The 19663-nt window shown below is 66.9% G+C and carries 19 protein-coding genes and 5 tRNA genes; 3 read left to right on the top strand and 21 right to left on the bottom strand.

All coding sequences use genetic code 11. The features are described 5' to 3' along the window. Window positions 1–12 precede the first annotated feature (12 nt). From DSM100685_RS00285 to thrS, 9 genes are all read right to left on the bottom strand, one after another. Window positions 13–597: an adenine phosphoribosyltransferase gene (locus tag DSM100685_RS00285; RefSeq protein WP_152349378.1), complete on the bottom strand. Its 585-nt coding sequence runs from the start codon at window positions 595–597 to the stop codon at window positions 13–15. 52 nt (window positions 598–649) lie between these two features. Next, on the bottom strand, window positions 650–1084 hold the full coding sequence (locus DSM100685_RS00280) for a preprotein translocase subunit YajC (protein WP_239512573.1): 435 nt from the start codon (window positions 1082–1084) through the stop codon (window positions 650–652). Window positions 1085–1141: 57 nt separating this feature from the next. Further along, window positions 1142–2218 carry a Holliday junction branch migration DNA helicase RuvB gene (gene ruvB / locus DSM100685_RS00275; RefSeq protein WP_152349607.1) on the bottom strand — a complete coding sequence of 359 codons (1077 nt, stop codon included), beginning with the start codon at window positions 2216–2218 and terminating at the stop codon, window positions 1142–1144. A gap of 47 nt (window positions 2219–2265) precedes the next feature. Beyond that, window positions 2266–2883, bottom strand: coding sequence for a Holliday junction branch migration protein RuvA (gene ruvA, locus DSM100685_RS00270; RefSeq protein ID WP_152349376.1), 618 nt, complete (start codon window positions 2881–2883; stop codon window positions 2266–2268). A gap of 77 nt (window positions 2884–2960) precedes the next feature. Continuing rightward, entirely contained in the window at window positions 2961–3551 is a 591-nt protein-coding gene (gene ruvC / locus DSM100685_RS00265) for a crossover junction endodeoxyribonuclease RuvC (RefSeq protein WP_152349375.1), read from the bottom strand. 6 nt (window positions 3552–3557) lie between these two features. After that, window positions 3558–4313, bottom strand: coding sequence for a YebC/PmpR family DNA-binding transcriptional regulator (locus DSM100685_RS00260; RefSeq protein ID WP_152349374.1), 756 nt, complete (start codon window positions 4311–4313; stop codon window positions 3558–3560). A 76-nt stretch (window positions 4314–4389) separates the two neighbouring features. Continuing rightward, window positions 4390–5040, bottom strand: a complete 651-nt coding sequence (locus tag DSM100685_RS00255; protein WP_152349373.1) for a CDP-alcohol phosphatidyltransferase family protein — start codon at window positions 5038–5040, stop codon at window positions 4390–4392. Between the two features lie 58 nt (window positions 5041–5098). After that, window positions 5099–5701 (bottom strand): HIT family protein, encoded by a 603-nt coding sequence (locus DSM100685_RS00250; RefSeq protein WP_152349372.1) that lies wholly within the window; start codon window positions 5699–5701, stop codon window positions 5099–5101. Between the two features lie 135 nt (window positions 5702–5836). Continuing rightward, on the bottom strand, window positions 5837–7870 hold the full coding sequence (thrS, locus tag DSM100685_RS00245; protein ID WP_152349371.1) for a threonine--tRNA ligase: 2034 nt from the start codon (window positions 7868–7870) through the stop codon (window positions 5837–5839). A 194-nt stretch (window positions 7871–8064) separates the two neighbouring features. Here thrS and DSM100685_RS00240 point away from each other — a divergent pair, with 194 nt between their 5' ends. Further along, entirely contained in the window at window positions 8065–9312 is a 1248-nt protein-coding gene (locus DSM100685_RS00240) for an MDR family MFS transporter (RefSeq protein WP_152349606.1), read from the top strand. Window positions 9313–9347: 35 nt separating this feature from the next. On the opposite strand, the gene DSM100685_RS00235 is transcribed toward DSM100685_RS00240, so the two are convergent. The 10 genes from DSM100685_RS00235 to DSM100685_RS00190 all read right to left on the bottom strand — a co-directional run bounded on the left by DSM100685_RS00235 (window position 9348) and on the right by DSM100685_RS00190 (window position 15254). Next, on the bottom strand, window positions 9348–10169 hold the full coding sequence (locus DSM100685_RS00235; RefSeq protein WP_152349370.1) for a hypothetical protein: 822 nt from the start codon (window positions 10167–10169) through the stop codon (window positions 9348–9350). A gap of 185 nt (window positions 10170–10354) precedes the next feature. Next, window positions 10355–11161 carry a hypothetical protein gene (locus tag DSM100685_RS00230; RefSeq protein WP_152349369.1) on the bottom strand — a complete coding sequence of 269 codons (807 nt, stop codon included), beginning with the start codon at window positions 11159–11161 and terminating at the stop codon, window positions 10355–10357. A gap of 138 nt (window positions 11162–11299) precedes the next feature. Next, complete coding sequence (locus tag DSM100685_RS00225; RefSeq protein ID WP_152349368.1) at window positions 11300–12760, bottom strand: histidine kinase; 1461 nt, start codon at window positions 12758–12760, stop codon at window positions 11300–11302. Further along, window positions 12757–13500, bottom strand: a complete 744-nt coding sequence (locus DSM100685_RS00220) for a response regulator transcription factor (RefSeq protein ID WP_152349367.1) — start codon at window positions 13498–13500, stop codon at window positions 12757–12759. Before DSM100685_RS00220 ends, DSM100685_RS00225 begins: the two co-directional genes overlap by 4 nt. A 66-nt stretch (window positions 13501–13566) precedes the next feature. Beyond that, window positions 13567–14370, bottom strand: coding sequence for a putative ABC transporter permease (locus DSM100685_RS00215; RefSeq protein WP_152349366.1), 804 nt, complete (start codon window positions 14368–14370; stop codon window positions 13567–13569). A gap of 394 nt (window positions 14371–14764) precedes the next feature. Beyond that, a tRNA-Gly gene (locus DSM100685_RS00210) sits at window positions 14765–14837 on the bottom strand. Window positions 14838–14868: 31 nt separating this feature from the next. Beyond that, window positions 14869–14941: transfer RNA gene (locus tag DSM100685_RS00205), tRNA-Val, on the bottom strand. A gap of 28 nt (window positions 14942–14969) precedes the next feature. Beyond that, a tRNA-Val gene (locus DSM100685_RS00200) sits at window positions 14970–15041 on the bottom strand. 41 nt (window positions 15042–15082) lie between these two features. Then, window positions 15083–15153: transfer RNA gene (locus DSM100685_RS00195), tRNA-Cys, on the bottom strand. 28 nt (window positions 15154–15181) lie between these two features. Continuing rightward, window positions 15182–15254: transfer RNA gene (locus tag DSM100685_RS00190), tRNA-Gly, on the bottom strand. A gap of 219 nt (window positions 15255–15473) precedes the next feature. Here DSM100685_RS00190 and DSM100685_RS00185 point away from each other — a divergent pair. Then, window positions 15474–16283, top strand: coding sequence for a PAC2 family protein (locus tag DSM100685_RS00185; RefSeq protein WP_420837362.1), 810 nt, complete (start codon window positions 15474–15476; stop codon window positions 16281–16283). 217 nt (window positions 16284–16500) lie between these two features. Here the strand turns inward: DSM100685_RS00185 and DSM100685_RS00180 are convergent, their stop codons facing one another. Then, complete coding sequence (locus DSM100685_RS00180; RefSeq protein WP_152349364.1) at window positions 16501–17433, bottom strand: undecaprenyl-diphosphate phosphatase; 933 nt, start codon at window positions 17431–17433, stop codon at window positions 16501–16503. 119 nt (window positions 17434–17552) lie between these two features. On the opposite strand from DSM100685_RS00180, the gene DSM100685_RS00175 reads away from it, so the two are divergent. Continuing rightward, a complete protein-coding gene (locus DSM100685_RS00175) occupies window positions 17553–18347 on the top strand; it encodes a fructosamine kinase family protein (protein ID WP_152349363.1) in 795 nt (264 codons plus the stop codon). Window positions 18348–18481: 134 nt separating this feature from the next. Here DSM100685_RS00175 and dnaJ read toward each other — a convergent pair whose 3' ends face one another. Then, window positions 18482–19627, bottom strand: coding sequence for a molecular chaperone DnaJ (gene dnaJ / locus DSM100685_RS00170; protein WP_152349362.1), 1146 nt, complete (start codon window positions 19625–19627; stop codon window positions 18482–18484). Window positions 19628–19663: the final 36 nt, after the last annotated feature.

The following is a 19663-nucleotide window of genomic DNA, read 5'->3' as shown; positions in this document are numbered from 1 at the left end:
TTCGGCGTCCTTTCAGGCGGGCATGACGGTCAGGGAGCTGACGGGGACGTCGCCCAGGGCGGCGCGGCCGTCGAGCCCCTGCAGTTCCATCACGAAGCTGAAGCCGGCGACCCTGCCCCCGGCCGCCTCGATGAGCTTGGCGCCCGCCTCGGCGGTGCCGCCGGTGGCGATGAGGTCGTCCACGATGAGCACGCGCTGGCCGTTGCGCACGGCGGCGGTCTCGATTTCGATGCTGGCGGTGCCGTACTCGAGCGCGTAGGATTCCTTGAGCGTTTCCGGCGGCAGCTTGCCGGCCTTGCGCACCGGCACGAAGCCCTTGCCCAGATGCGCGGCCAGCGCGGGGCCCAGCAGGAAGCCGCGGGCCTCAAGGCCGGCCACCAGATCGATCTGGTCGGCCGGCACGGGCAGGGTGAGCTCCAGCGCCTTGAGCAGGAGCCTCAGGCCCTTGGCATCCGTCATGGCCGGGGTGAAATCCCTGAAGTGGATGCCCGGCTTGGGGAAGTCGGGGATGGTTCGGATCAGGGAGACGACGTAGGCGGCATCCTCCGGGCCGAGCACGTCAAGCTGATCGATCTCAATGTCGGTTCGTTCGCTCATGGCTTCCCCTTGCATAGGTGTAGTGGTGATTTGCCCTATAAGACTTTAGCGGCTACTTGGCTTCCTCGGCCTTGCCGTTCTGCTCTTCGGTCACGTCCGCGGTCTCGTCGCCCGCGGTTTCGCCGTCGATCGGCTTCTGGGCCTCGTCGCTCTCCTGCGGCTTGTCCTCGAGGCGGTTGCCGTACTCGTCCACCTCGTCGTCGTGCACGTAGGCCGGGACGATGGGCGGCTCGGTGAGGGCCTGCAGACGCCAGCGGGACAGGGAGCCCTCGGAGTCGATGACGGCCTGCTCCTTCTCGAGGTCCACGGAGACGATCTTGCCGAGCAGGCCGGAGTAGGTGGCCACCTCGGTGCCGGGCTGCAGCGACTTGCGGAAGTCGTTGACCTTGGCCTGCTGCTTCTTGGCCTTCTTGGACTGCCACCACATCATGCCGATCATGAGCACGAGAATGACGACCATGAACAGCGTTGTGGGATCAAACGGCATAACGGGTTCTCCTTGCATATTGGCCGCGCAGTGCGCACGGCGCCGGGATTCCTGAGTCTAGAGCACTGTGGTGACATCATCCCCGGGCTGCAAACCCAAGTGTTCCCAAGCCTTTCGGGTCGCCACCCGGCCCTTGGGGGTGCGCACGAGGAAGCCCTCGCGCACAAGATACGGCTCGCACACGGTCTCCACGGTCTCCGACTCCTCGCCCACCATGGCCGCGAGGTTGTTGAGGCCGACCGGGCCGCCGTTGAAGTTGCGCACGATGGCGTTGAGCACGGCGATGTCCAGACGGTCCAGGCCCTGCGAGTCGATCTGGTACAGCTCGAGCGCCTCTTTGACGTCGTCCGCCTCCACCGTGCCGAGGTCGTGCACGATGGCCCAGTCGCGCACGCGCCTGAGCAGTCGGTTCGCGATGCGCGGGGTGCCGCGGGAGCGCAGGGACAGCTGCGCGGCCGCGTCCTCGCCCAGCGTGATGCCGAGCACCGCGGCCGAGCGCTCGATGAGCTTCTCGAGTTCCCCGTGCGGGTAGTAGTCGAGATGCGCGGTGAAGCCGAAGCGGGCGCGCAGCGGGGACGGCAGCATGCCCTCGCGCGTGGTGGCGCCGATCACCGTGAAGCGCGGCAGCGTCAGCGGGATGGACGTGGCGCCCGGGCCCTTGCCCACCATCACGTCCACGCGGAAGTCCTCCATGGCGATGTAGAGCAGCTCCTCCGCGGCGCGCGGCAGGCGGTGGATCTCGTCGATGAACAGCACCTCCCCCGGCTCCAGCGCGCTCAGCACCGAGGCCAGGTCGCCGGCGTGCTGGATGGCGGGGCCGGACGTGACGCGGATGGGCACCTCGAGCTCGTTGGCCACGATCATCGCCAGCGTGGTCTTGCCCAGTCCGGGAGGCCCGGCGAGCAGAATGTGGTCGGGCGGCACCTCGCGCTTGCGGGCCGCGTCCAGAAACAGCTGCAGCTGCGCCTTGAGCCGCGGCTGGCCGATGAACGCGGACAGCGCGTGCGGGCGCAGCTCCTCGTCGCTCACCTGCTCGTCGCCGCCCATCGGCGCCGCGGACACCATGCGCAGCGAATCCTCCATGGCCCCGGAATTGGGGGTGGCGCCGCCCGCGCCGCGCCGCGAATCGGCCATGAGCTCGCCGGACATGGCCGGCCCCTCGTTCATGATCGCCATGGCGCTCACCTGCCCCTATCCAGCGACGCCAGCGCGAGCTTGAGCACGTGCGGCACGTCCCCGGCCGCCAGCGGCAGTGTGATGTTTTCCTCATCGCACACGGCGGCGACGGCCGACTCCGCGTCCCGCTGCTGCCAGCCGAGCGAGACGAGCCCCTGCACGCACTGTTCGAGGGCCGGATCCCGCCGCGAGGCGCCCTTGGAGGCCCCGGTGGCGATCTCGCCCAGATCGAGCTTGCCGGCGAGCTCCAGAATGATCTTCTGCGCGCCCTTTTTGCCCAGTCCCGGCGCGCGGGACAGCGCCGCGGCGTCGCCCTCCGAGACCGCCTGCGCCAGCTGCCCCGGCGTGAGCGTGGAGAGGATGGACAGCGCCACCTTGGGGCCGATGCCGCTCACCTTCTGCAATTGCGCGAACAGTGAGCGGGAGGATTTGGCGAGGAAGCCGAACAGCGTGACGGCGTCCTGCGACACGCTCAGCGCGGTGTAGACGCGCGCCTGCTGGCCGCCGTGCATCGCGGCCAGATCCGAGGCGGGCATGCGCAGCTCGAAGCCGATGCCGCCCACGTCGATGATGGCCGTGTCGGCGTCGATCTCCGCCACTGCCCCGGTCAGCATGCCGATCATCGGGCGCTCCTTTCTTCGGTCCGCCGTCGGCTTCGCGGCCGCCCGGACGGAATCATGTAGAACAACTGTTCGAAATCCTACATGCCGCGATCGACGTTCTTGCGGTGCTGGGCCTTCACGGCGCGTTGCGCGGCCAGCGCCCACTGCCGCTGCGCCTCGGTGAGGTGCTCCTCGCGCTCCCCGCCCTGCAGGGCGCCCGCCGGGCGCAGCGCGTGGCAGATGGCCTGCGCCAGCGCGTCGGCCGCGTCGGCGGGCTTGGGCAGCGTGTTGAGGCCCAGCACGCGGGCCACCATGCGCTCCACCTGCGCCTTCTGCGCCTGTCCGTTGCCGGTGATGGCGAGCTTCGCCTCGGTGGGCGTGTGCAGCGCCACGGGAATGCCCCGCTGGGCGGCCGCGAGCATGGCCATGCCGGCCGCCTGCGCGGTGCCGAGCACGGTGTTGCGGTTCTCCTGCGCGAACACGCGTTCGATGGAGACCACGTCGGGGATGAACCGGTCCATTTTGGCGCACAGCCCGTCGTAGATCGTCTTCAGGCGCAGGTCCTGCGAAACGTGCGGGTCGGAGCGCACCACATCGACGTGGATAAACGAAAGCCGGCGGTATGCGCCGGCTTCCACCACGCCGACCCCGCAGCGCGTAAGCCCGGGGTCAACGCCAAGTATGATCACGCGATGTCACTCCGCGTCGAGCTGTTCCATGACCTCGTCGGAGGCGGTCCAGTTCGCGTAGATGTTCTGCACGTCGTCCAGGTCGTCGAGGTTGTCGATGAGCTTGGAGACCTTGCGGGCGTCCTCGAGGCTCAGCTCGACCTCGTTCTTCGGGGCCATGACGGAGTCGGCGGAGTCGAAGTCGATGCCGGCGTCCTCAAGGGCCTTGCGCACGGTGTGCAGGTCGGACGGGCCGGTGATGACGGTGTAGACCTCGCCGTCGTCCTGCACGTCCTCGGCGCCGGCCTCGGCGGCCTTCTCGAACAGGTCGTCGTAGTCCACGCCCTCGGACGGCACCACGATCTGGCCCTTGCGCTCGAAGTTGAAGGACACGGAGCCGGAGGTGGCCAAGGAGCCGCCGCCCTTGGTCAGGGTGGAGCGGACCTCGGCGGCCGCGCGGTTGCGGTTGTCGGTCAGGCACTCGATGATCAGGCCCACGCCGGCCGGCGCGTAGCCCTCGTACACGATGTCCTCGTAGTTGACGCCGCCGGCTTCCTCACCGGAGCCGCGCTTGACGGCGCGCTTGATGTTGTCGGCCGGCATGGAGGCCTTCTTGGCCTTGTAGATCGCGTCGTACAGGGACGGATTGCCGGCGGGGTCGCCGCCACCCATACGGGCAGCGATCTCGATGTTCTTGATCAGCTTGGCGAACAGCTTGCCGCGCTTGGCGTCGATGGCGGCCTTCTTGTTCTTGGTAGTCGCCCACTTGGAATGACCGGACATAATGCTCCTAGCAAAGTCGGGAATTGACAATCAGAAGCATAGTTTAGGACGGCTCATTGACAATGCCGGACAGGCGTCAGCGTCCGTCCCCGGCGGCGAGCATCTGGCGGTGCACCTCATGGATGCGCTGCCACACCGTGACCGCGCCCAACGCGGCCAGCGCCACCATGAACGCCATGAGCCACACCGGGTCGCCGGTGGCCCCCGTCAGGGCCATGCCCACCAGGATGATCGCCAGCCGGTCGGCGCGCGTGGCCACGCCGTTCTTCGCCTCGAAGCCCACCGATTCGGCGCGGGCGCGGGCGTAGGAGGTCACGAACGAGGTCATGACGGCGAACAGCGCGCACCCGGCGCCGATCCACGCCGCGTAGTACGGCTCCCCGGCGGAGCCGCGCGCGAGGATCTCGCGCAGGAAGTAGACGATCACGCCCGCGAGCACCGCCCAGTCGGCGATGCGGTCGAGCGTGGAGTCGAGGAACGCGCCGAACTTGGTGCCGCCCGTGGTCAGGGCGGCCACCGAGCCGTCCAGCGAATCGAAGATCACCAGCACCGTCAGCGCGACCGCGCCGGGCAGCATCCAGCCCGTGAACCCCGCCGCGAGTCCCACGACGACCGTGCCCAGCGCCCCGGCGACCGTCACGGCGTCGGCGGACACGCCCATCCACACCAAAAGCCGTGCGATGGGGTTGATGATCCTCTTCCAGGGGGTGCGCAGTTTCTCCAGCATGCCTCACACCATAGCGCCCCGGCTCCCCCGCCCGGACGGCCCGTCCGCCGCGTCCGGCTTACTTGAGCGGCAGGCCGAAGTCCGGCGCGAGCCGCGCGAACGCCCCGGCGTAGGCCGCGCGCTGGTCGGAAAGCAGAATCGGCATGGTGCGCGTCTGCGCCACGATGGGCATGAAGTTCGCGTCGCCGTTCCAGCGCGGCACCACATGCTGGTGCAGGTGCGCGGCCACGCCGGCGCCGGCCACCTCGCCCTGATTGATGCCGATGTTGTAGCCATCCGGGTGCGAGACCTCCTCCATGACCTTCATGGCGAGCGTGGTGGCCTTCTCGAACTCGAAGAGCTCCGCGTCGTCGAGCTCGGTGATGAAGCCCACGTGGCGGTACGGGCAGACCATGAGGTGCCCCACGTTGTACGGGTACAGGTTCATGATCGCGAACACGTGCGTGCCGCGCCACGCGATCAGGCCGTCCTCGTCGGACTTGCGCGGGCCGGCGCAGAACGGGCACTCCCTGGTCTTCGGCCTGGTGGGCCGGTCGTCCGCGTTGCGCAGCACGTAGGTCATGCGCTGCGGGGTCCACAGGCGCTCGACGGTGTCCTCCTGCGGCGGAAAATCGGCCGGATTGTCGATACGTACGTTCGTATCATGCTGTTCTTCGCTCATCGCGATGCTCCTTCGACGGTTGGTTCGTATGGATTCGCATGCATGTGCCCCGGATACGCGAAGGGGCCTCCCGCGGTGTCCTGCGGAAAGCCCCTTCGCGTCATGAGACCGTCATGCGACTGTCATATGCCGGGGTCAGTCGGCCAGCGCGGCCTTGAAGTCGTCCACGGAGTTCACCTGGACGCGCTTCCTGATCGCCTTGAGGATGTCGGCCTTGGCCTCGTCCACCGGCACGCCGTTGAGCTGGCTGCCGTCGCGGAAGCGGAAGCTCACCGCGTTCTTGGAGGCGTCCTCCTCGCCCACGATGATGATGAACGGCGTCTTGGACTTGGACGCGTTGCGGATCTTCTTGCCGAAGCGGTCGTCGGAGTAGTCGATCTCGCAGCGGACCATCTCGTCCTCGAGGGACTTGACGAAGCCGGCCAGATGGTCGGACACGTCGTCGGAGACCGGGATGCCAAGCACCTGCACCGGGGCGAGCCACGCCGGGAACGCGCCCGCGTAGTGCTCCAGCAGCACGGCGAAGAAGCGCTCGATGGAGCCGAACAGCGCGCGGTGGATCATCACCGGGCGCTGGTGGGTGCCGTCGGCCGCGATGTACTCGAGCTGGAAGCGCTCGGGCAGGTTGAAGTCGAGCTGGATCGTGGAGACCTGCCAGGTGCGGCCGATCGCGTCGCGGGCCTGCACGGAGATCTTCGGGCCGTAGAACGCGGCGCCGCCCGGGTCGGCCACGAGGGTCAGGCCGGACTCCTTGGCGACCTCGGCCAGCGTGTTGGTGGCCTCCTCCCAGATCTCGTCGGAGCCGACGTACTTGTGCTCGTCCTTGGTGGACAGCTCGAGGTAGAAGTCGGACAGGCCGAAGTCCTTGAGCAGGTTGAGCACGAAGGTGAGCAGGCTCTTGAGCTCGTCCTTCATCTGCTCGCGGGTGCAGTAGATGTGGGAGTCGTCCTGCGTCAGACCGCGCACGCGGGTCAGGCCGTGGACCTCGCCGGACTTCTCGTAGCGGTACACGGTGCCGAACTCGAAGAGGCGCAGCGGCAGCTCCTTGTAGGAGCGCTGACGGGACTTGAAGATGAGGTTGTGCATCGGGCAGTTCATCGGCTTCAGGTAGTAGTCGAAGCCGGGCTTGGTCACGTTGCCGTTCTCGTCGTGCTCCTCGTCGAGGTGCATCGGCGGGTACATGGCGTCCTTGTACCACTGCAGGTGGCCGGAGGTCTCGTACAGGCCGCCCTTGGTGATGTGCGGGGTCTGCACGAAGCTGTAGTGGTGCTTGCGGTGCTGCTCGCGGGAGTAGTCCTCCATGGCGTTGATCACCGCGGCGCCCTTCGGGTGGAAGACCGCCAGGCCAGGGCCGATCTCGTCCGGGAAGGAGAACAGGTCCATCTCCTGGCCCAGCTTGCGGTGGTCGCGCTTGGCGGCCTCCTCCATGCGGGTCATGTAGGCCTTGAGGTCGTCCTTCGAGGCGAACGCGGTGCCGTAGATGCGCTGCAGCATCGGGTTCTTCTCGCTGCCGCGCCAGTAGGCGGCGGCGGAGCGCTGGATCTTGAACGCCTTGATGTAGCGGGTGTTCGGCAGGTGCGGGCCGCGGCACAGGTCCTTCCAGACCACTTCGCCGTCGCGGTTCACGTTGTCGTAGAAGCTCAGCTCCTTCTCGGCGATCTCGGTGGCCGCGGCCGGGTCGAGGTGCGCCTCCTTGTCCTTGATGAGCTCGATCTTGAAGGGCTGGCCCTCCTCCTCGGCGAGGGCCTCGTCCTCGGTCACCACGCGGCGGCGGAAGGACTGGGACTCCTTGACGATGCGCTGCATGTGCTTTTCGATCTCCTTGAGATCGTCCGGCGTGAACGGCTTGGCGACCTCAAAGTCATAGTAGAAGCCGTCCTTGATGACCGGGCCGACGCCGAGCTTGGCGTCCGGGAAGAGCTCCTGCACGGCCTGGGCCATGACGTGCGTGGCGGAATGGCGCATGATCGCAAGGCCGTCCTCGCTGTCCAGCGCGATGGGCTCGACCACGTCGCCGTCGGCAAGCGGGGTGTACAGATCGCGCGGTTCGCCGTTGAGACGCACCGCGATGATGTTCTTGTCGTCCGCGAAGAGCTCCACGCCGGTCTGGCTTGCATCCACCTCCTTCGCTTCGCCGTTGAGTGTGATGGAGATGGTTGACTGTGCCATTGTGATGTCCTTACTATCGTGGGTCCGCGTTACAAGGTGCAGGCCTGGACTTGTTTGTTTCAGCAAGCGACACCATAGGGCGGCATAACGACAAGCGCGTCGCGGGCCGCGCGGGCGCTAAAGTGTCACGGGTGACTACGACGAAGCAGACGAAATCCACGACGCCCGCGGGGCGAAACCCGGCGCAACCCTCCATGTTCGGCCTGCCCCTGCTCTACTGGGGCCTGTGGCTGGCCATCCTGATCCTGTGGATGGGCCGGTTCGTCATCTCGTTCATGTCCATCTACCTCGTCTCCGAGCTGCACGTGGACGCGGGCACGGCAGGCTCCGTGGTGGCCATGTACGGCTTCGGCGGCATCTTCGGATGCCTGTTCGGCGGCGCGCTGTCCGACCGCTTCGGCCGCGAGCCCATGATCGTGGCCGGCGAGCTCGGCTCGGCCGCCATGCTCGTGGTCCTCTCGTTCATCGACGACCCGGCCGTCATGGGCGCGACCCTGCTCGTCTACGGCGCCATTTCCTCGATCCCCACGCCCGCCATCGCCGCGTACATCGCCGACGTGGTGCCCGTGCGCAACCAGAAGCGCGCCTACACGCTGCAGACGTGGGCCGTGAACTTCGGCTTCGCCATCGGGCCGATCATCGCCAACCAGCTCATCCGCTTCTCCTACGAGCTCATGTTCTACGCGGAGGCGGCGGTGCTCGTGGCGGTCACCGTCATGCTGGTCGCGTTCTTCCACCGCATGGGCGTGGACCGCACCGACCACGGAGCGCTGCGGACGGGCTCCGTGACGGACGCCGCGGACGGCCCCTCCCCCGCCGCCCCGAACGTGAGCATGGCCGCCAACTACCGCCGCGCCCTGACCGACTGGCCGCTCATGTCCATGGTGCTGCTCATGTTCGGCTACACGGTCGCCTACTTCCAGATGACCAGCGGCCTGCCGATCGCCATGACGGAGATCGGTCTCGGCACGAACGAATACTCCATGGTCCTCACCATCAACGGCGCCATCCTGTGCCTGCTGCAGATCCCCGCGATCGCCGTGTTCAACCGCATGAGTAACACGCGCGTGCTCATCCTCGGCATGCTCATGACGGCCGTGGGCTACGCGTTCCAGATCGGCGCGAACTCGTGGCACGGGTTCGTGGCCGCCGCCGTGCTGTGGACCCTGGGCGAGCTCGGCACCTTCCCGATCGCCGCCACCACGGTCGCGAGCCTCGCCCCGGCGGACGCGCGCGGCACGTACCAGGGCGTCTACAACCTCGTGTGGTCCATGTCCCAGGGCATGGCCCCGCTGATCGGCGGATGGGTGCTCGCCAACATGGGCGCGCGGTTCCTGTGGGAGGCGTGCACCGCCATGTTCCTGCTCGTCGCCCTAGGCCTGCGCCTGACCAAGTCCGCCCGCGAACGCGCCGTCGCCCGCAACCTCGCCGGGCTGGTGTAGGGCGGTGGAACGGGCGCGATGGGATGGCATGCCGCTCACCCCTCCGGCTGGCCGGTGTCGTGCAGCGTCTCGTCGGCGCCGAAGGGGACGATCGGCACGCCGTTGGGGTTGTTGAAGCATTGGCGGAGCCGGTGCTCCTCGGTGCCCGCCTTCGCGTACATGAACTTGTCGCCGTCGGGGCTGGACTCGCCGTAGAGGCCGAACTCCTTGATGAGCTGATACTCGCCGTCTGCGTCGGGGCCGGTCGGGTATTGCACGCGGCGCGCACGGTCGGCGTACGTGGGCGCGTTCGCGGCGATGCAGCGCTGGATCGCGTCGAACTTGTTGCGCTGGTAGTAATTCCAGTCGATGGACGAGAGAATCGCGTCCTCCACGTCGCCGAGCGGCTGGCACGGGGCCTTGCGCTCGCCCATCAGCCTGACGTATCGGTTGAACGCGGCCTGCCCCTCCTTGCTGCGGTTCCATTCGGCGAGGACGCGCTGCGATTCCTCCGCGTCCATGCCGCTGGTGTCCGGCGTGCCGTCGTCGCCGACGATGTCCGTGTTGAGCCCGTACGAGCCGAGGAACGACCAGTGGTACACGTCCAGATCGATGGCGTAGGTGCCGCTGAACCCGTTGATCGCCATGCAGTTCCAATATTCGGTGATCGCCTGCTCGGTTTCCGCGCGCGTGACCTTGCCGTCCGCCGTGATCGCGTCCGCGACGGCCTGCCAGTCACGTGCGGTGGTTTGCGCGCCGCCGTCCACGAATTGTTCGTTCGCCGTGTTGTCTCCAAGACCGGCGCATCCGCCCAGTAGCGGCGTCAGGGCCATGAGCGCCGTGGCCATGGCGGCGATGCTGCGTGCCGTGGATTTCATATGGGCCTCCTCTCCTATCCGTTGGTGGAAGGCGAATTGGATTGGTCGGGTGGAAATGATCGAGAAGGGCCGAGTCTGGACGGGTACGGCGGGAGAAGAGCGGGGGAAGGAGAGATGGGGCCGTGGGGACGGTCGTGGACGGCCGCGTCGCTGCGGCCTGCATATCCAGTGTACGCGGAATGCGTCTACGGCTCGTCGCCGGAACGGTATTCCGCGGAACCGAAGTAATGCATGGGCGCGCCGGTGGGATTCTCGACGCACAGGGCGAGCTTGTACTCCTCGCTGGTCTTCGGCTGATTCGCGAGTTCCGGCCAATCGGCGTCGTCGCCGTACAGCGCCTTCGTCAACAGCGCCGTACCTTCCATGGTGTCGGTGTACCGGTATTGCACCTGCTTCGCCCGCTCGGCATAGGAGGGCGCATTGGCGGCGATGCAGCGCTGGATCGCGTCGAACTTGTTACGGTCGTACCATGCCCAGTCCACTTGGCTTGAGGCCAGGTCGCGCACGGCGTCGAACGGTTTGCACGGAGCCTCGTACTGCTCTTCGATCCGCCGGTTCTCGTCCATGCGCCGCCGTCCCTCGTCGCTTTTCATCCACGCTGCGAAGTCCGCGTCGTCCTCGTCGGTCCAGTCCTTCTTGCGGAAGCGTTCGGGCAGCCCCGGATATCCCGGTGCGTCGGCGTCCAGCCCGTAGCTGCCGCCGTTGACCCAGAAGTACGTGTCCAGATCGTATCGGTAGTTGCCGGAAAAATGGTTCTGCGCAAGGCATTGGTGATACGACGCGATCGCCTGCTCGGTTTCCGCGCGCGTGACCTCGCCGTCCGCCGTGATCGCGTCCGCGACGGCCTGCCACTGTCCGCCCGATTGCGCGGTACCGTCCACGAATTGTTCGTTGTGCTCGTTCGGAGCCGAGCCGCAGCCGCCGAGCATGAAAATGGCCAGTACCGCGGCAAACGGGCGGATTGCGCCGTGAGTGTGCGTTCCCCCGCGCATGATGATCACCTCCGTGGTGTGCCGGTTCCGGATGACGATTCGCGCCTTCCCTTGCTTCCAGCGTATGGGTTCCGCGCCGTGCGTCGGACCGCGCCCGTAGTCCCCCGGACGACAAGCGAGCCGCGCCTCGGACCTCGCTCAGCGGGATGATATCAAGGACGTTTCGGTCGCATCGTCCTCACCGGCCGGGATGAACGCGGAAAGCAGCCATTCGCCGCCGTCGGCGCGCCAGTCGCATGTGCCGCCGAGACGCTGGATCGTCCGCGCGTGACGGACCAGACCGGTGCCGGATTCGGGCAGTCGGGCCGTGCCGTCCCGCTCATGTTCCTCGTCGGGGCGCATCGCGTTGGCCTCGGCTATGGTCGTGCCTTCGTCGGCTACCTCGACGCGCAGGAAGTACGCGTGCTCCCCCGGTTCGCAATGCCGCATCAGGTTCGCGTACAGTTCCTCCACGAGCGCGTGGGCCGCCTCCAGCCGTTCCCCGTCGGGCTTCGTGCCGCCGGATCGGTTCAGAATCACCGTTTTGCCGTGGATGCCCAGATCGTCCAGCTTCGGTTCGGCAAGGCGCATGATGCCTTCGAACGAACGTTCGTCCGCTGTGCCGCCGTGCGCGCCCGAATCGTCCGCGTCCAGCAGGCCGATCACCCGCCGCACCCCGCGCAGGGCATCGCTCGCGTTGCGCTCCACGCTCCGCCACGTCTCGTACGCCGGGTCGTTCGGACCGGGTTTGCCGGCGTCGTCGGCTTCCATGCGCGCCAGCTCGCGTTGGGCCAGCAGCGCGATGTACGACAGGTTCCCCGTGAGCGAATCATGGATGTTCTTCGCAATCGTCTCGTTGCGCCGCTTGCGTGCCAGCGCCTGTTCCGCGCGCCGGCGCTCCACCTGCTCGTCGGCCATGGCCCGCGCCTGCCGCCGCCAGCCGATCGTCATGCCAACGCAGCAGGCGGTCACCACGCATGCGATGAGCAGCATGCAGTAGTAGTCGAAATCCGTTCCGCTCGTGCGGAATTCACGGGACCTCCGGTAATACGCCCATAGGATCGCCACCGACCACACGCCCGTGGCGGCCATGGCCCAGCGCGGCTTGAGATAGGCCAGTGCGCCGGCGGCGGCCGTCACGCCCACGATCATGGCGACGGACGTGGAATACGGCATCATGCCGACCCACAGCGCGCCCAGCGCCATCACCGCGACGGACGCGTACTTCGGCGCCAGAGGCAGACCGAGCATGAGCGTCGCGCCGAACACGATCGTGAGCGTCAGCAGATGCTCATTGTAGAAGAAATAGTAGGTGCGCAGCGGGTCGCCGAATACGTGCCACACCTCCCACGCGAGTCCCGCGGCGGCCAGCGCGGCGCACCACCAGTTGGCGCGCAGGGTCGCGGCCAGCAGGCCCGCGGCGCGGCGGGCCCACCGGAGCGGCATGTCGGCCAGACCGTGCGGGCGACCGGACGCATGCCGCGTCGCTCCCCCGTCGCCGGACGCCGTCGTTGCCGTTGTCTTCGTCTTCGCGGGCGTCGGCTTGGACGCGGTGATCGGCACGATGTTCTTCGCATGATCGTTCGCATCGCCCTTCGCTGTCATGGGATGTGCGTTCATGAGAGCAGTCCTTCCGCCCACAGGGCCATGAGTTCACGCCGGCTGGTGACACCGAGCTTGCGGTATGCGCGCCTGGCGAGCGTCTTCACCGTCGATTCGGCGCAGTCGAGTCTGACGGCGATGTCTCCGAACGGAGCCAGCGTCTCGCACGTGAGACGCACCACCTCCAGCTCGCGCGCGGTGAGCGAGGCAATCGCCCGTTGCGCGTCGCTCACCGACACCCGCGCATGAGCCTGCGTTGCCGTGGGAAAGGTGACCGTGGTCCATGCGCGCCCGCCGTCGGAGCCTCCGCCGCCCCGGTACGGCCATGTCATGCCGTTCGCCACGGCGGATATCGCAGCCGTGATCACCGCGGGATCGTCCTTGTTCACGATGCCCTGCGCGCCGGCGTCGCGCGCCTTGGCGGCGTACACGTCGAGGTTGTACGACGTGATCGCGAGCACCGGGATGTCCGCCGTGCGGCTGCGCACCAGACGGCACAGCGTGAGTCCGGACATGTCGGGCATCATCACGTCGGTGAGCAGCACGTCCGGGGCGGTCGCCGGGTCCCCGCACAGGCCGAGCGCGGTGATCGCCGAACGTTCCGCCCAACATACCCGGTAGCCGAGCATCCGCTCGACCACGTCGCGCAGCGCCGACAGGGTGAACGGGTCGTTGTCCACGATGCCGACGGTCCGTTTTCCCGTCGCGTTCGCCTTGGTCGACGTGCGGCCGGACGGAAATGCCGATTGCGTGCTCATGCCTCCATCGTATGGCGTGCGTTGCGGCGTGTCGCGGAGCGCCGTCGTCCGCGGGACTACGCCGGCTCAGCGGCGGCGTTCGAGCAGCGCGCGGATGCGTTCGGCGAGCCCGGCGTCGCGGGAGGACGTGAGGGTCGGGAAGATGCGGATGAGTCGGCGCTGCTGCCAGTTCAGCGTGCCCCGGATGCGCCCGCGGGCCTCCTCGCTCGCGGTTTCCAGATCGGAGCGCGCCTCGGCCATGCGGCGCTCCCACTGCTCGTCCGCGGCGGTGATCCGGTCGTCGATGCCGCGGATCTGCTCGAGCTTGAGTTCCTTCAGGTCCTCGGCCACACGGCCAAGGCGCGTGTCGAAGCTCACGAGCCCCGCCACGGTGACCGCCGCGTCCGCCAGCGTGGCCGCGCACAGCAGCCCGGCCACCAGATGCAGCACGAGCGGCGGCCATGACTCCACGATCCCGGCCATCCACGGCTGCACCACCATGACCACGGCGGTCGCGCCCGCGCCGAACGCCAGAAAACCGTTGAGATACACGCGTCCGTTGATGTTGAACGGCTTGCCGGTGTAATCCCACAGCCGCACGTGGAACAGCGCCTCGATCGCCCACGACGACAGATATTCCAGCGTGCACGCCAGCACGCCGCACGACAGGAACAGCGCCACCGGATTCGATACGTCGCCGAGCATCGCGACGGCCAGCAGCCCGCCGAAGCCGTAGATCGGGCACAGTGGGCCGTTGAGCACGCCCCGGTCCTCGAACCGCCTGCGCAGTACCACGCTCAGACCGGTCTCCCACGCCCAGCCGACGAACGCGTAGGCCAGCCAGTAGATGAAGCAGCGTTCGGCGCCCGTCAATACCATCAGTGCCGTCATGGTCAAGCCTCCTTGCTCGCTCGTGCCCTCCGGGATGGAACCGGGCGCTGATCAGCACTCTATCCGAGCGGCGGTTGGTCGCGCACGCCCGATCGACAGCTTGCCGTGATGTGTCGGGCCCCCACCTTATCCCGGACCGGGAGCGGGTGTGCGGACGGGGAGCGCCCACTCCCCTGTCCAGAGGCCGTGCAATCCGCGGAATAAAGCCATTTTCGTCGACGTCGGACAGGGAGCGCCCGCTCCCCGTCCAAAAACGGCGCACGTGCATTCCCATGCATTGTGATCGGGTGGAGGGGACTCGGACGCGCGGGTGCATTCCGGTCCCCTTCGGGTGCAGGCGGGCCAATACGAATAAAGGCCTTTCCGCACTGGGAAAGGCCTTTATCGCAATCGGAGCGGACAACGGGACTCGGACCCGCGGTCTCAACCTTGGCAAGGTTGCGCTTTACCAACTAAGCTATGTCCGCAAAGAATCCCGCCGTGAGAAGCGGGATTCAGTGGGCGATGTAGGAATCGAACCTACGACCCCTTCGGTGTGAACGAAGTGCGCTAGCCGCTGCGCCAATCGCCCGAAATCAATCGGTGTTCAGTTATACGAGTGGGCGATACAAGATTCGAACTTGTGACCCCTTCCGTGTCAGGGAAGTGCGCTACCTCTGCGCCAACCGCCCAGGTCCTTGGTCGTCGGCACGGATAACTCCGCCCGTCCGAGAGGTGGGTACGAGAGTCGAACTCGTCTATACGGCTTTGCAGGCCGCTGCCTAACCGCTTGGCTAACCCACCGTAAGGTCTGTCAACTCATCGGACCTAGAGCGGACAACGGGACTCGAACCCGCGGTCTCAACCTTGGCAAGGTTGCGCTTTACCAACTAAGCTATGTCCGCGAAGGCACAACGGAATTCCTTCCGCCGAAGCACGAGTAACTACTATAACGACATCCCTGTGATTTGCAAACATGGGCGTGTCGCGTAGATGCCGCACGGGCTCCGCAGCGCCGGATTCCGGCGTTTCACGCCTACGGCGGATTGGCGTCCCGCCCGCAACACCGTCCCGTTACACTGGGAGGCGTGAGTGAAGAACATATGACGAAGCCCAGTTGCGTGATGGTCAGCGCCTTCGCGGGATGGAACGACGCCTGCCAGGCGGCCACCAACGTCGCGCGCCATCTCATCGACACGTACGAGTCCCAGGAGGTCGGCAAGATCTGCTGCGCCGGCTTCTACGACTACCAGACTTCCCGTCCCATGCTCTGCGCCATGAACGGACGCCGCAGCATCGTGTGGCCGGAGACCACCGTCTATCAGGTCAAGGTGGACGAGTCGCACTCGCTCATCGTGGAAATTGGCCCCGAGCCCAACTACCGCTGGCTTGAGTTCTGCCACCGCAGCCTGCACTTCGCCGAGGACTGCGACGCCGACATGGTGATCAGCCTCGGCTCCATGTTCGCCGACTGCCCGCACACCCGTCCCCTGCCCGTCGACGTGACGACCGGCGGCTACAACACCGTGGACGTCGGCGAGGACGACTACACCGGCCCGATCGGCATCCCCACCGTGCTCGACCAGGTTGCCCACGACCATGGCTTCCCCACCGCGTCCATGTGGGTCTCCATCCCGCAGTACCTGAGCGGCGATGACTGCGCGCAGGCCACGCTGGCGCTGCTGAGGAAGCTGTCGGACACGATCGGCGTGGACCTCGAGGAGGGCGATCTGCCCAAGAAGGCCGCGCAGTGGAAGGCGCAGGCCAGCCTGCTCGTCCGCTGCAACGACGAGCTCGGCGACTACGTGCGCCATTTGGAGGTCGAGATGGACACGCGCGAGCAGGAGAAGCTGTCCGACAGGATGTCCGAGACCACCGGCAACGATATCGCGCAGGAGGCGGAGGCGTTTTTGCGCGACATCAGCGGACAGTGAGGCCGCTCCTTCGATTTCTGACCTAACGCGGCGGACAACAAAGCCGTTTTGACGATGGGCAACGGCGAAAAATGGCCGAACCGCGAGGGGCGAATGGCCGTCTTTCGGCGCCGGTCAGGTCAGAAATCGCACCGGATGTGAAAACAGGGGTCTGAACCGCGTGCATGAGCGGTTCAAACCCCTGTTTGTTGGTTCTGGACGCGGACCGGCCCCTGGCTCAGGCCCCCGCGGCGGCGGTGGCCTCGACCGGGGACAGCACGCCGGTGAGCAGCAGGATGGCCACGATCACGGCCAGCACGATGCGGTAGATCGCGAACGCCTTGTAGGAGAAGGTGGACACGAACTTGAGGAAGCCGATGATCACGATGTAGCCGAGCAGGAAGGACACGATGGTGGCCGCGATGGTCGGGCCCCAGCCCGGGAACATGGTGCCGGCGCTGATGCACGCCTCGGCGGTCGGGTCGTTGCCGGCCGCGGCGCAGGCGTTGAGGTCCTTGATGGAGGAGACGGTCTCGAGGATGCCGGCGCCGAACACGGCCGGAATGGCCATGAGGAACGCGACGCGCACGGCGGCCTCGCGGGTGTAGCCCATCGCGCGGCCGAAGGTGATGGTGCCGCCGGAGCGGGAGACGCCGGGGATGAGGGCGAGCATCTGGCCGATGCCGAAGACGATGGCATCCTTGACGGTCATGCGGTCCATGGTCTTGACCTGCTTGGCGCGGGCGTCGAAGACCCACAGCAGCACGCCGAACACGGCGAGTACGGTGACGGTGATCCACAGGTTGCGCAGCGTGGTTTCGATGGCGCTCTTGAACAGGACGCCGGCGATGACGATCGGCAGCGTGCCGATGATGATGTACCAGCCCATCTGGGTGTCGCGGTTGTGCGCGCCGAGGCGGGACTTCCAGTCCTTGCCCTCCTTGCCGAACAGGGAGCCGAACCACGCGCCGAGGATGCGGATGATGTCGTGGCGGAAGTACAGCAGCACGGCCAGCTCGGTGCCGATCTGGATGATGGCGGTGAAGGCGGCGCCCGGATCGGAGCCGATCATGAGGTCGCCGATGATGCGGATGTGCGCGCTGGAGGAGACCGGCAGATACTCGGTCAGCGCCTGAACGATGCCAAGGAAGATGGCTTGGAAGAAATTCATGACCCCTACTTCTAATTCAGCGGTTCTTAGTCGTGTCTAAGACTAGCGCCATGCCTGCCAAAACGCATTACAATCGCAGGGGGCGGCGTCGGACCGCCGAGGATCGTCAAGGAGAGGACATGGCTCAATACCGCAAGTCGCGCGCGTTCGCGCCCAAGGGATTCTTCGAGTGCGAGGGGCGAGGCCTCGAATGGCTCGGCGAGGCGCAGTCGCAGGGCGGTCCGCGCGTGGTGGAGGTGTACGGCTGGACCGACGGGCATCTGGACATCGAGCGTGTGGAGCCGGCCTCCCCCACGCCGCACGCCGCGTTCCGGTTCGGCGCCGCCCTGGCGCACATGCACGACGCGGGCGCCGACTACTTCGGCTCCGCCCCCGCCGGCTACGAGGGCACGTGCTACTTCGGCCCGCTGCAGGATCCGGTGCCGATGGACACCGGCACGTGGACCGATCCGGTCACGTACTACGCCGAGGGGCGCCTGATCCCGATGGTCGAGATGGGCATCCGCCGCGGTTCGCTGGACGCGGATGACCTCAAGGTGACGCGCGAGGTGATCGCCGCCATGCCGGAGATCCTCGGCAAGGCGGCGGACGACAAGCCCGCCCGCGTGCACGGCGACCTGTGGAGCGGCAACGTAATGTGGACGCACCGCGCGGACGGCGAGACCGAAGCGGTGCTCATCGACCCCGCGGCACACGGCGGCCACCGCGAGGAGGATCTGGCCATGCTTCACCTGTTCGGCATGTCCTACCTGAGCAACATCCTCGACGGCTACCAGACCGTGCACCCGCTCAAGAAGGGCTTCGAGGACCGCCTCACCCTCTGGCAGCTCTACCCCATCGCCGGGCACTGCGTGTTCTTCGGCGGCGGCTACGTGAGCGAGTACCGTGCCATGCTGCGCTCACTGCTGGGCTGATTGCCGGGTCGGAAAGGACTCAAGCGGCTGTTATGGCGATGGCTATAACAGCCGCATACACGCGATGGCCGGTGTTATGCGTGCTTGCATAACACCGGCCATCGCGTGTATGGGCGGGGATTCGGATCAAATGCTCAGCTCAGTGCGTCCTTCAATTTGCTGAAGAATCCCTTCTTCCCCGCATTGCGCGGCCTGCTGCTCTGCGCCACGTGGCCGGCGGAGGAATCGTGCAGCTGACCGAACTGGGTCATGAGGTCGCGTTCGCGGTCGTTGAGCTTGGTGGGGATGTGGACGGCGATGTGCGCCACGAGATCGCCGCGCTCCTGCGTGCGCAGCTTGGTGACGCCGAGGCCCTTCAGCGCGACGGTGTCCTCGGGCTGGCAGCCGGCGGGGATGGTGATCTTCTGCGGTCCGTCGAAGGTCTCGATGGTCAGTTCGTGGCCGAGCACCGCCCAGCTCATGGGCACCTGGATCCAGCAGTGCAGGTCGTCGCCGTCGCGCGTGTACTGCTTGTCCGCCTTGATGCGCACGTCGATGTAGAGGTCGCCGGCCGCGCCGCCGCCCTCGCCCACCTCGCCCTGGGACGCGAGGCGCAGACGGGAGTCGTCGCGGATACCGGCGGGGATGGTCACGCCCACGGAGCGCTTGGCGCGCACGCGGCCGTGGCCCATGCAGCTCGCGCACGGCTTTTCGATGATGGTGCCGTGGCCCTCGCAGCGCTCGCACGGGGCGGAGGTCATCATCTGGCCGAGCAGCGTGCGGACCACCTTCTGCGCGAAGCCGCGGCCCTTGCAGTCGGGGCAGGTGACGGGCTGGGAGCCGGCCTGCGCGCCGGTGCCGCCGCACTCCTGGCACAGCGCGAACGTGTTGATCTCCGCGTGGGCCACGCCGCCGAACACGGCGGTCTTGAGGTCGATCACCACGGAGGCGAGGGCGTCGCGGCCCGGCTGCGTGCGCGGGATCGGGCCTTGGCCCGCGCCGCCGAACCCGCCGCCGAAGAACTGGCCGAAGATGTCGCCCATGTCCCCCATGTTGAACGAGCCGCCGCCGAACCCGGCCGAGGCCTGCGGGTTGTTGGGGTCGACGCCCTGATCGTACATCTGGCGCTTGTTCGAGTCGGAGAGCACCTCGTAGGCGGCGTTGACCTCCTTGAACTTGTCCTCGAACTCGGGACCCGCGATGTCCGGATGGTACTTGCGGCTCATCTTGCGATAGGCCTTCTTGATCTCCTCTTCGCTGGCCGTGCGCTCGACGCCCAACACCTCGTAATAATCTGCCACGGTTTCTTTCCTTGTGTCTGTTGAATTCGCTGACAT

This window comes from Bifidobacterium avesanii (assembly GCF_009299475.1).
Taxonomy (GTDB): domain Bacteria; phylum Actinomycetota; class Actinomycetes; order Actinomycetales; family Bifidobacteriaceae; genus Bifidobacterium; species Bifidobacterium avesanii.
Note: the sequence above shows the minus strand (reverse complement) of the source record. Positions and strands in the feature narration are given on the sequence as shown.